Origin of the sequence: Dongia sp., assembly GCF_041905885.1 — a bacterium.
In the GTDB taxonomy this organism is placed as follows: Bacteria; Pseudomonadota; Alphaproteobacteria; order Dongiales; family Dongiaceae; genus Dongia.
In genome coordinates this window covers 75,815-86,831 of the sequence record NZ_JAYRKD010000025.1, presented here as the reverse complement: position 1 = coordinate 86,831, position 11,017 = coordinate 75,815, and the positions used below count along the sequence as shown (strand labels likewise).

The following is an 11,017-nucleotide window of genomic DNA, read 5'->3' as shown; positions in this document are numbered from 1 at the left end:
GACGTACGAGAATAGTGATCCTGCCTGATCGTCCGATCCACGCATCTGATCCCCCAGAAGCTTTCTTCACTTCGAGTGAATCATCTCCAAAGATCGACCGCTATAGGCTTTTTCAACAGCCTGCTAGACCGAGTTCACCACGCCCCGGGTCACCGCCTGAGGCCTGAGGTCGAAGGTCAGACGCCGCGCGCAGTCCCATCCCGGTACCGGCATGAAGGTCTGATCGGGCGGAAGGTCCAGGGTGAAGTGGATCGGTTTGTCGGAGGTCTCGTCGGCCTGCTCCACGACATCCCTGATCAACCCATAGAGCTGCTTGCATTGCTCGGGCGCCATGCTCTTGGACCCAAGGCTTCGGAGCAAACTTGTCTTCACCATCAGATAGGCGCCATTCACCCGCTGATTACGCAGCTTGGACGGGTAGCGGGTGTAGCGAACCCGCGTCGCGTCATCATGCGCGATGATGTCGATGAGATCGAGGCTGAGCCGCTCGGATCGGATCCCGAGCATATCCAGGCGGATGTAGAAATCGGTGTCTTCGCAGCCATAGCCTTCGAACGCCTCGTCGTATCCATCCGCCAGCTTGAAATCGTCGCGGTGCAGGATACAGCTGCCGTTGGTGCCGATGATCCCGACCTTGGCCGGGCCGAAACGAAAGAACCGGCCGTTTCGCAGCTGAGGCGCGATGCTTGCCAGGAAGTCGGGCGCGGGCAGGATGTCCGCGTCGATGAACATCAGCCACTCACCGCGCGCCGCCGCCGCGCCACGGTTGCGTCCTATTGCTATGTTGAGGATCGGCGCGTCGTCGATCTTCACCACGCGGGCGGCCGGAAAGTCGCGGGCTACCGCCGCCGCTGTCCCCGCCGGGCAGTCGTAGTCCACGACGATGGTCTCGGCGTCCGGCTGTGCCAGGGCGCGCGGCAGCGATTGCCGAAGGTGTTCCAGCCGATCCTTGCAGAGAATGATGATGGAAAAGCGCGGCACCCTGCCCCCTTGGTCGATTGCGGGATCTATTGCCGGAGGAACTTCTGCAAGCCTCGGCCGCTCTTGATCTCCGCCTCGGTTGCGGTCTGCTTCAGCGTGAGCTGGAGGACCAGCTCGCGCTTGGCTTCCCATTCACTGAACGGCATATGGCCATGGAGCGCGGGCAGGGGCAGTGCGAGACGAAAGCTGGTGAGCCCGGACCGCAGCGCCGATTTCACCGATCGCCGGACCAGGACGTAGAGCGATTGCCGCATCGCCTCGGGCAGTTCGGGCACGCCATATTGCTCCAGCAGGGCCAATTTCACCACGCGGTAAGCGGTGTTGATCCGGATGCTGTCGGGGACGGATTTGCGCTTGAAGAACTGCACCCGCTCCTCCTGGCCATGGTCCAGGCAGGCTTCGACCAGCTTGGCGTCGAGACGGCCGCGCGCGACCTTGTTTCGCTCCAGCCGGGCATAGAGGTCGTTGTCCTCGCCGCCATAGCCCTGGATGACCGCGTCATAGCCCTGCACGGCGCGGAAATCCTCCTGCCGCACCAGGCAACTGCCGAACAGGCTCAGCATCCCGGACTGGAATCGGAAGTACTTTCGCTGCTGCGCCTTGTTCCCCGGGGCCGAGAGCATCGCGGCGATGCGCTGGAACATGTTGGGCGCGACCATGACGTCTGCATCCAGGAACGCCAGCCATTCACCGGTCGCCGCTGCGGCGCCGAGGTTGCGGGCATGCGAGATGTTGAACACCGGCGCGTCCGCGACGGACACCACCTTGGCCTCGGGATGCACCCGCCGGACATAATCTCCGGTCCCGTCGGGGCAATCATAGTCGACCACGATCACTTCGGTGTCGCGCTGCTTCAGGAAGCGCGGCAGCGAGTCTTTAAGGTGATGCAACCGCCCCTTACAGGTGGTGACGATCGAGAAGCGCGGCACGCTGTCCCCTCAACGGTGCTGCACGAGGTCCCAGAGGTTACCATAGAGATCGCGAAATACCACGACGCTGCCGTAGCTTTCCTCGCGCGGCGCTTCCGTGAAGTCGACGCCCTTGGCCTTGTAGGCCGCGTAGTCGCGCCGGAAATCGTCTGTGTTCAGGAACAGGAAGACGCGCCCGCCCGCCTGGTCGCCGATCCGCGCTGCCTGCTCCGCATTCTTGGCCTTGGCGAGAAGCAGCGCGGTCTCGCCGCCGGGCGGTGCCACGCGCACGAAGCGCTTATCCGGTCCCTGGGGCGTGTCCTCGACCAGACGGAAGCCGAGCACTTCGGTGTAATAGGCGATCGCCCGGTCGTAATCGTCGACCAGCAGCGCCAGCGCGGCGATGCTCTGGGTCAGGGCTGGATGCTTTCGACCGGCCGGTCCTTGGCCAGTTTGTCGAAGGCCATGATGGTCTCGAGCAGCTTCGGCAGGTGTTTCAGCGGCACCATGTTCGGCCCGTCCGACGGCGCGTGATCCGGATCCTGGTGCGTCTCCATGAAGACGGCGGCGACACCCACGGCGACGGCGGCGCGGGCCAGCACCGGCACGAACTCGCGCTGGCCGCCCGAGGTCGTCCCCTGCCCGCCCGGCTGCTGCACCGAATGCGTCGCATCGAACACCACCGGATAGCCGGTCTCCGCCATGATCGGCAGCGCCCGCATGTCGCTGATCAGGGTGTTGTAGCCGAAGGAGACACCGCGCTCGCAGGCCAGCACGTTGTCGTTGCCGGCGGCGGAGCATTTCGCGATGACGTTCTTCATGTCCCAAGGGGCCAGGAACTGGCCCTTCTTGATGTTGATCGCGCGGCCGGTCTTCGCCGCGGCGATCAGGAGATCGGTCTGCCGCGAAAGGAAGGCCGGGATCTGCAGCACGTCGACCGCCTCGGCCGCCTGCGCGCATTGCTCCTCGGTGTGGACGTCGGTCAGCACCGGCACGCCGTATTTGTCGCGCAGCTCGGCGAAGATCGGCAGGCTGTCCTGGAGCCCCATGCCGCGCGCCGTGGTGATGCTGCTGCGGTTGGCCTTGTCGAAGCTGGTCTTGTAGATCAGGCCAATGCCGAGCTTGCCGGTCAGCTCGGTCAGCGCATGGCACATCTCATGCGCATGCGCCCGGCTCTCGAGCTGGCAGGGCCCGGCGATCAGCGCCAGCGGCCGGTCATTGCCGATGGTGAGGTTGCCGATGCGGACGTGACGTGGCTTGGCCATTTCAATCTCCGTCATACCCGGGCCTCCGTTCGCGTATGCGAACATTCGTTCGCGGGGCCGGGCATCTGTATCAGGCGTCGCGCAGATGGCCGGGTCAAGCCCGGCCATGACGACTTTGGGAACTACACCAACCGCGACTGAGTCAAAGCCGCGCCGATGAACGATGTGAACAGCGGGTGGGGCTCGAACAGCCGCGATTTCAGCTCCGGGTGGAACTGGACGCCGACGAACCAGGGGTGATCCGGGATTTCCACCATCTCCGGCAGGACGCCGTCCGGGGACATGCCGGAGAACATCAGGCCGGCCTTTTCCAGCCGTTCCTTGTAGTTGATGTTGACCTCGTAGCGGTGGCGGTGCCGTTCGCTGATCCGGGTCTTCCCGTAGATGCCGGCGATCAGGCTGCCCGGCGTCACGTCGCATTCATAAGCGCCGAGCCGCATCGTACCGCCGAGATCGCCGCCGGCCTTGCGCTTCTCCAGCATGTTGCCGCGCAGCCATTCGGTCATCAGGCCGACCACCGGCTCGGATGTTTCGCCGAACTCGGTCGAGCTTGCATTCTTCACGCCGACCAGATTCCGCGCCGCCTCGATGACCGCCATCTGCATGCCGAAGCAGATGCCGAAATACGGCACCTTGCGCTCGCGGGCGAAGCGCGCCGCTTGGATCTTTCCCTCCGAGCCGCGCTCGCCGAAGCCGCCGGGGACGAGAATCCCGTGCACGCCGTCAAGATGCTGGACCGCGTCCTCGCGCTCGAAGATCTCGCTGTCGATCCAGTTCAGATTGACCTTCTGGTTGTTGGCGATGCCGCCATGCCGCAGCGCTTCGGCCAACGACTTGTAGGCATCGAGCAGCGAGGTGTACTTGCCGACGATCGCGATATTCACTTCGCCTTCCGGATGGCGGATGCGCTCGACCTTCTCGTTCCAGGGCTTCAAGTTCGGCGGCGGGGCGTCGAGATTGAAATGCCGGCAGACCTCGTCGTCGAAGCCTTCGTTGTGATAGGCGCCGGTAACCGCATAGATCGTATCGACGTCCAGCGCCTGGATGACGGCGCTCGGGCGGACGTTGCAGAATTGCGCGATCTTGCGCCGGCTCTCCGCCGGAATCTCGCGGTCGCAGCGGCAGAGCAGGATGTCGGGTTGGATACCGACCGATTGCAGCTCCTTCACCGAATGCTGGGTCGGCTTGGTCTTCAGCTCGCCGGCCGCCGGGATCCACGGGATCAAGGTCAGGTGCACGAACATGGTGCGCTCCGAGCCAAGCTCGTTGCCGAGCTGGCGGATCGCTTCCAGGAAGGGCAGGCTCTCGATGTCGCCGACCGTGCCGCCGATTTCGCAGAGGATGAAATCCTCGTCGGTGACGTCAGCCTTGATCCAATCCTTGATCGCGTCGGTGACGTGCGGGATCACCTGGATGGTCGCGCCGAGATAGTCGCCGCGCCGCTCCTTGGTGATCACGTTCTGGTAGATGCGCCCGGTGGTGATGCTGTCCGACCGCCGGCCCGAAATTCCGGTGAAGCGTTCGTAATGGCCGAGATCGAGGTCGGTCTCCGCCCCGTCATCGGTGACGAAGACCTCGCCGTGCTGATACGGGCTCATCGTGCCCGGATCGACGTTGAGATAGGGGTCGAGCTTCCGCAAACGGACCTTGAATCCGCGTGCCTGCAGCAGAGCACCGAGTGCTGCCGAAGAAAGACCCTTGCCGAGAGAGGAGACCACGCCGCCGGTGATGAAAATGAAACGCGTCATGGGCGGTCCTTATGGAACGAGTCGGGACACCCCGGCAAGTGCTGCTGACTTGCCGGGTGCGAGAGGTTCCTTTTCAAGGGATTACTGGCCGGTCGGTGCGGCGGGTGCCGCCGGGGTCGCGGGTGCGGCCGGTGGAGTCGCGCCCGAGTCGCCGCCGGAGGACGTACCCGCGGGTGCTTCCGGACCGGTGGTGGCCGGCGCCGTGCCCGCCGGCGCGGCCGGCTCGGTCGGTGCCGCCGGGACCGTGGTCGCCGCCGGAACCAGCGTGGTCGGCTTGCCCCGGCCGGCATGGTCGCCATAGGCCAGGATCAGGGTGCTCGCCAGGAAGCCCGCGGCCAGGATCGCGGTGGTGCGGGTGATGACGTTGGCCTGGGCGCGCCCGGTCAGGAAGCCGCCCATGCCGCCCGCGCCGCCGCCGCCGCCGCCAAGCCCGCCCAGCCCGCCTTCGGAGCGCTGCATCAGGATGATGATGGCGACCAGGCCGACAGCCAGGAAGATCTGGATCAAGCGGACGACGGTGTAGATGATCTCGGGCATTGGATGCGCTTTTGGGTCCGAAACGGTTGCGGCCGGGTTTCTAAACCGTTTGAGATGGGATTTCCAGCGGCGATTTCCAGAGCTCGGTGAGTGGGTTAGAGGACTGTCGGAGGCGGTGTCTCTTACCCCCACCCCGACCGTCCCCCGTATCCGGGGAGGGGGAAGAGGCATGCTCGGTCTGGTCCTCGCCCCCGGATCGGGGGCGGGTTAGGGTGGGGGCAGCGGGTCACCTCGACACGGCTAGGCGCAGGCCGCGGCGATCCCCAGGAAGTCCGCCGCCTTCAGGCTGGCGCCGCCGACCAGGGCACCGTTGACCTCCGGCACCGCCATGAGCTCGGCGGCGTTGGAGGGTTTCACCGAGCCGCCGTAGAGGATCTTCACCCCCTGCCCGTCCTTCAGGCTGGAAACCAGCAGCTTGCGGATATGCGCATGCACCACCTCGACGTCGCCGGCGGTCGGCGTCTTGCCGGTGCCGATCGCCCAGACCGGCTCATAGGCGACGACCAGGTTGGCCGGGCTCGAGCCCTGCGGCACCGAATTGACGATCTGGGATTCGACCACTTTCAGGGTCTCGCCGGCCACGCGCTGGCTGTCGGTCTCGCCGACGCAGACGATGGCGACCAGGCCTGCCGCCTGCGCCGCCTTGGCCTTGGCGGCGACCTCGGCGCTGCTCTCGCCATGGTCGCTGCGGCGCTCGGAATGGCCGAGGATCACATGCGTGGCGCCGCAATCCTTCAGCATCATCGGGGCGACGTCGCCGGTATGGGCGCCGCTCTCCTGGGCTGCGCAGTCCTGCGCCCCCAGGGCAATAGTGCTGCCGGTCAGGAATTCATGGGCATGGATCAGGTAGGGAAACGGCGGGCAGACCAGCAGGTCGGCGTTGAGGCCGGCGCTGGCGGCCTTCAGCTCCGAGATCAGCTGCGCCGCCATGGCGCGGCTGCCGTTCATCTTCCAGTTTCCCGCCACCAGATGCCGCAGCTTGGCCATTCCCGCCCCCTTGGTTCGTCGTCAGACGCCCATTACCAGTCCCATGCGGAAAAGCCCATAGCCCGTGAGGATCAGCAGCAGAATGAGGGCGAACATCGCCAGGATGAACCCCGGCTGCCGGCGCGGCGGCGCGCTCCAATAGCCGAAGACGTAGATGACCCGGCCGAACAGCCAGACGATGCCGAGGATCGCCGCCGGCAGCGGTTCATAGAAGACGGCACACATCCACAGCGCCACCAGGAACGGCACCAGGTATTCCAGGGTATTGGCGTGGATCCGTGTGGCGAGGTCGAAATCCGGATGCCCGGCAGCGGCCGGCGCCATGACCTTGTGCCGGCCCCGCAGGATGGCCGTGTGCATGGCGAGGCTGAGGTAGAAGACCAAAGTGACCAGGGTTATCCACCCGATCCAGATCAGTCCCGGCGTGATTTTCATATGTCCTCCCGAGCTTTTCGGCGTCCTGATGCGGCCACCCGGCGGGACAACCATCCAGTGGTGCGGCGGGTTGCGGTCAAAAGGGTGCATCCCTATGATGCGGCCCGATTTCCGGCCTTTTGCCGGGCTTCCTTAAAGTGATGGACCTGACCTTCTTATGCTGACTTCGATCCGTAGCAAGAGCACCGGCCTCGTCGCCAAGATTCTGTTCGGCCTCCTGATCGTGGCCTTCGCCCTCTGGGGCATCGGCGACATCTTCAGCCGCGACCAGGCGGCGAAGCCGGTCGCCACCATCGGCAGCATCAAGTATTCGCAGAACGAGTTCCGCCGCGACCTGAAGCAGGCGATGGATCGCTTCGCCGCCCAGATGCAGGGCGTCAACTTCACCGCCCAGCAATTCGCGCAGTTCGGCGGCGTGGCCCAGGTCGTCGCCGGGGCGGTCAACCGCAACTCGCTGAAGGTCTTCGCCCAGGAGCAGGGCCTCGGCGTCGGCCAGGCGACCGCGGTTGCCGAGATCCAGGCCGACCCGCAGTTCCAGAACGAGCAGCGCCAGTTCGACCGCAACCGCTTCATGCTGTCCTTGGATCGCCTCGGCCTCAGCGAGGCCGGCTATGTGAGCGAGGTGCAGACCGACCTCGTCAACCAGGCGCTCTACCGCGCGGCGCTCAGCGGCATTGCCGTGCCGCAGACCTATGCCGAGCAGATCTATCTCAGCCAGGCCGAGGAACGCAGCGCCGACGTGCTGGAGATTCCCGCCACCGCGATGACCGACATCGCGATGCCGGACGACGCCGCGCTCGAGCAATACCGCAAGGATCACGCCGACCGCTACAAGGCGCCGGAATACCGCGCCGCCACCGTGCTCACGGTCTCACCCGAGGACCTGATCGCCGACATCGCCGTCGGCGACGACGAGATCGCGGCCGAGTACGAGGCGCAGAAGGCCAGCTTCTCCACCCCCGACATCCGCGAGGTCGAGCAGGTCGTGGTCCAAGACCAGGCCCAGGCCGACAAGATCGAGGCAGCGATCAAGGGCGGCGCCGCTTTCGCCGATGCGGTTAAGCAGGTCACCGGCGGCGACCCGGTGGTGCTCGGCAAGCTGCAGAAGCAAGGCCTGCCCCAGGAAATCGCCGAGCCGGTCTTCGCGGTGGCGGCGGGCGGCGTCTCCGCCCCGCTGAAGAGCCCGTTCGGCATCCACATCGTGCATGTGATCTCGTCCGAGCCCGCCACCACCAAGACGCTCGACGAGGTGAAGGACCAGTTGAAGCACAACATCGCGCTCGCCCGGGCGACCGAATCCCTGGATTCGATCATCAAGCAGCTCGACGACAGCCTGGCCGGCGGCGCCACGCTCGAGGAGACCGGCGCCAAGCTGAAGATGAAGGTCACCAAGGTCGCCGCGGTCGATTCCGCCGGCAAGGACGACAAGGGCGCCGATACCGGCCTGACGCCGGACGTGGTGCAGCTGATTTTCAGCACCGATTCCGGCAACCAGAGCTCGGTGACCCCGTTCAACGACGGCTCCTATGCCGTGGTGCAGACCACCGCCACCACCCCGCCGGCCGACAAGGCGATGGACCAGGTGAAGGAACAGCTGACCGCCGACTGGATGACCGACAAACAGCACGAAGCCGCGGAAGCCAAGGCCAAGGAGATCGCCGAGAAGGCGAAGACCGGCGACCTCGAGGCGGAAGCGACCGCGCTCGGTCTCACGGTGAAGAAATCCGGCTCGTTCACCCGCGGCAAGGGCGATCCGGAGAACGGCATCGCCCAGGGCCTCGCCGCCAGCCTGTTCGCCGCGAAGCTCGGCGAGACCGCGGTCGGCGACGGCAAGGACGGCCCGGTCGTCGCCAAGGTCACCGCGATCACGCCGCCCGACCCGAAGGCGCATCCGGACGACGTTGCGACCCTCACCCAGGGCATCAGCAACCAGATCCGCGGCGACCTCGCCGCCCAGTTCAGCGCGGCGCTCCAGCAGGAGATCAAGCCGCAGGTCAACGAGGACGTGATCAACTCCCTGATCTCCGAATAGCATGCGCACCGAGCCGGCTTTCGACGATTTCGCCGCGCGCTATTCCAGCGGCCGGCCGCAACTCGTTTGGACCAAACGCGTCGCCGATCTCGAGACCCCGATCTCGGCGATGCTCAAATTGGCCGACGGGCGCGCCAATGCCTTCCTGCTGGAATCGGTCGAGGGCGGCGCGGTGCGCGGCCGCTACTCGATCATCGGCCTTAAACCCGACGTGATCTGGCGCTGCCGCGGCGACAAGGCGGAAATCAACCGCAACGCCCGCGCCGATCCCGACGCCTTCACGCCCGAAGAGAAACCCTCGCTGGACTCCTTGCGCGCGCTGATCGGCGAGAGCCGCATCGACGTGCCGCAGGGCCTGCCGCCGATGGCATCGGGCGTCTTCGGCTACATGGGCTACGACATGGTGCGGCTGGTCGAGAACCTGCCGCAGCAGAACCCCGACAAGCTCGGCGTGCCGGACAGCATCTTCCTGCGCCCGACCGTCATCGCGATCTTCGACAATGTCGAGGACATCGTGATCATCGTGACCCCGGTCTGGCCGCGGATCGGCCTCTCGGCGCGCGCCGCCTACAACCAGGCGGTCGAGCGGATCGGCGACGTGGTCAACGACCTCGACCGCAGTCTCCCGCAGCAGCGCAGCGACATCGACCCGCGCCTCGAGCTCCCGCCGCCCAGCTCCAACATGAGCCCCGACGAATACAAGGGCATGGTCGACAAGGCCAAGGAATACATCCTGGCCGGCGACATCTTCCAGGTGGTGCTGTCGCAGCGCTTCAGCCTGCCCTTCACCCTGCCGCCCTTCGCGCTCTATCGCTCACTGCGGCGGCTCAATCCTTCGCCGTTCCTCTACTTCCTGGATTTCGGCGGCTTCTCGATCATCGGCTCGTCACCGGAGATCCTGGTGCGGCTGCGCGACGAGACGGTCACGATCCGCCCGATCGCCGGCACCAGACCGCGCGGCAAGACGCCGGAGGAAGACCGCGCGCTCGCCGCCGATCTCCTTGCCGACAAGAAGGAGCTGGCTGAGCACCTGATGCTGCTCGACTTGGGGCGCAACGATGTCGGCCGCGTCGCCCGCATCGGCTCGGTCAAGGTCACCGAGCGCAACATCATCGAGTATTACAGCCACGTCATGCACATCGTCTCCAACGTCGATGGCAAGATCGACCCGCAATACGACGCGATGAACGCGCTGATGGCGGGCTTCCCCGCCGGCACCGTCTCCGGCGCCCCCAAGGTCCGCGCCATGGAGATCATCGAAGAGCTGGAGCCGGAGAAGCGCGGCATCTACGGTGGTGCCATCGGCTATTTCGCCGCCAACGGCGCCATGGACACCTGCATCGTGCTTAGGACCGCGGTGGTGAAGGACCAGGTCATGTATGTCCAGGCCGGCGCCGGCATCGTGGCTGACTCCGTGCCCGAGAGCGAGCACCAGGAATGCCAGCACAAGGCCCGCGCCCTGATGCGCGCCGCCGAGGAAGCCGTGCGCTTCGCCCAGGGCGGCGCGAACCGGTAGGCGCGATCAGCCCGGCGCGGCGGGGCGCATCAGGCAGAGGTCGATGCGGTCGCAAGGGCCGAGATTGCTGCAGGCCGACGGACGGCCGCTCTCCAGCCGGTGAACGCAATTGAAGTCGATGGCCACGGCCAGCGCGGTCACCGCGTTGTCCTTGCCGCTCAAGGGTGCCACCAGGCGCTCGTACTCGACGGAGCGGCCGCCGTCGACCACCACGCTGTGGCTGCAGAGGACCGGCAACTGCTCGTTGACCGCGGCCTCGTATTCCTGCCGGATCGCCGCGCGCGCCTCGCCGAACGGCGCCTGGTCCAGGGTGACGCCGGTCAGGTTGACGCCGAAGCGGCTGTCGATTTCTGTCCCGGCCAGGCGGCAGGTGAAGACGAAGCGCCGCGGCTCCGCTGCGACGGCGACATCGATCAGCAGCAGCTGCGGCAGGATCGCCTTCAGCTCCAAAGGATCCAGATCGGCGCGCGCCGGCATCGCTCGCGGCCCGCGCTTGGCGTGCCACCAATCGAGCAGTATCCGTGTCGCCGGGTTTGCCGCGGTCATAAGGACCCTGTGCCCGGTCTCGGGTATAGCCGGCTTTGACTCAAGTCAAAGACAAGTCAGGA

11 protein-coding genes are annotated in these 11,017 nt (G+C 65.9%); 2 read left to right on the top strand and 9 right to left on the bottom strand.

What is annotated here, in order from left to right:
* Positions 1 to 123 precede the first annotated feature (123 nt).
* The 8 genes from ACH2CY_RS21675 to ACH2CY_RS21640 all read right to left on the bottom strand — a co-directional run bounded on the left by ACH2CY_RS21675 (position 124) and on the right by ACH2CY_RS21640 (position 6,861).
* Positions 124 to 981, bottom strand: coding sequence for a glycosyltransferase family 2 protein (locus ACH2CY_RS21675; RefSeq protein WP_395021629.1), 858 nt, complete (start codon positions 979 to 981; stop codon positions 124 to 126).
* Positions 982 to 1,007: 26 nt separating this feature from the next.
* Positions 1,008 to 1,910 carry a glycosyltransferase family 2 protein gene (locus ACH2CY_RS21670; RefSeq protein WP_395021627.1) on the bottom strand — a complete coding sequence of 301 codons (903 nt, stop codon included), beginning with the start codon at positions 1,908 to 1,910 and terminating at the stop codon, positions 1,008 to 1,010.
* 9 nt (positions 1,911 to 1,919) lie between these two features.
* Positions 1,920 to 2,285 carry a VOC family protein gene (locus tag ACH2CY_RS21665; RefSeq protein ID WP_395021636.1) on the bottom strand — a complete coding sequence of 122 codons (366 nt, stop codon included), beginning with the start codon at positions 2,283 to 2,285 and terminating at the stop codon, positions 1,920 to 1,922.
* A 17-nt stretch (positions 2,286 to 2,302) separates the two neighbouring features.
* Positions 2,303 to 3,154: a 3-deoxy-8-phosphooctulonate synthase gene (gene kdsA, locus ACH2CY_RS21660; RefSeq protein WP_395021625.1), complete on the bottom strand. Its 852-nt coding sequence runs from the start codon at positions 3,152 to 3,154 to the stop codon at positions 2,303 to 2,305.
* A gap of 122 nt (positions 3,155 to 3,276) precedes the next feature.
* Positions 3,277 to 4,902: a CTP synthase gene (locus ACH2CY_RS21655; protein WP_395021624.1), complete on the bottom strand. Its 1,626-nt coding sequence runs from the start codon at positions 4,900 to 4,902 to the stop codon at positions 3,277 to 3,279.
* Positions 4,903 to 4,983: 81 nt separating this feature from the next.
* Positions 4,984 to 5,439 carry a preprotein translocase subunit SecG gene (gene secG / locus ACH2CY_RS21650; protein WP_395021622.1) on the bottom strand — a complete coding sequence of 152 codons (456 nt, stop codon included), beginning with the start codon at positions 5,437 to 5,439 and terminating at the stop codon, positions 4,984 to 4,986.
* A gap of 240 nt (positions 5,440 to 5,679) precedes the next feature.
* Complete coding sequence (tpiA, locus tag ACH2CY_RS21645; RefSeq protein ID WP_395021635.1) at positions 5,680 to 6,417, bottom strand: triose-phosphate isomerase; 738 nt, start codon at positions 6,415 to 6,417, stop codon at positions 5,680 to 5,682.
* Positions 6,418 to 6,447: 30 nt separating this feature from the next.
* Entirely contained in the window at positions 6,448 to 6,861 is a 414-nt protein-coding gene (locus tag ACH2CY_RS21640) for an MAPEG family protein (RefSeq protein ID WP_395021620.1), read from the bottom strand.
* Between the two features lie 157 nt (positions 6,862 to 7,018).
* On the opposite strand from ACH2CY_RS21640, the gene ACH2CY_RS21635 reads away from it, so the two are divergent.
* Both ACH2CY_RS21635 and trpE read left to right on the top strand, forming a co-directional pair.
* Complete coding sequence (locus ACH2CY_RS21635; RefSeq protein WP_395021618.1) at positions 7,019 to 8,893, top strand: peptidyl-prolyl cis-trans isomerase; 1,875 nt, start codon at positions 7,019 to 7,021, stop codon at positions 8,891 to 8,893.
* 1 nt (position 8,894) lies between these two features.
* A complete protein-coding gene (trpE, locus tag ACH2CY_RS21630; RefSeq protein WP_395021617.1) occupies positions 8,895 to 10,409 on the top strand; it encodes an anthranilate synthase component I in 1,515 nt (504 codons plus the stop codon).
* Positions 10,410 to 10,415: 6 nt separating this feature from the next.
* Here the strand turns inward: trpE and ACH2CY_RS21625 are convergent, their stop codons facing one another.
* Positions 10,416 to 10,955, bottom strand: coding sequence for a PAS domain-containing protein (locus ACH2CY_RS21625; RefSeq protein WP_395021616.1), 540 nt, complete (start codon positions 10,953 to 10,955; stop codon positions 10,416 to 10,418).
* Between the last annotated feature and the right edge of the window lie 62 nt (positions 10,956 to 11,017).

Coding starts and splice junctions, on each gene's coding strand:
- kdsA (WP_395021625.1), bottom strand. CDS start 3,154: ATGGCCAAGCCACGTCACGTCCGCATCGGCAACCTCACCATCGGCAAT.
- ACH2CY_RS21655 (WP_395021624.1), bottom strand. CDS start 4,902: ATGACGCGTTTCATTTTCATCACCGGCGGCGTGGTCTCCTCTCTCGGC.
- secG (WP_395021622.1), bottom strand. CDS start 5,439: ATGCCCGAGATCATCTACACCGTCGTCCGCTTGATCCAGATCTTCCTG.
- ACH2CY_RS21640 (WP_395021620.1), bottom strand. CDS start 6,861: ATGAAAATCACGCCGGGACTGATCTGGATCGGGTGGATAACCCTGGTC.
- ACH2CY_RS21635 (WP_395021618.1), top strand. CDS start 7,019: ATGCTGACTTCGATCCGTAGCAAGAGCACCGGCCTCGTCGCCAAGATT.
- trpE (WP_395021617.1), top strand. CDS start 8,895: ATGCGCACCGAGCCGGCTTTCGACGATTTCGCCGCGCGCTATTCCAGC.
- ACH2CY_RS21625 (WP_395021616.1), bottom strand. CDS start 10,955: ATGACCGCGGCAAACCCGGCGACACGGATACTGCTCGATTGGTGGCAC.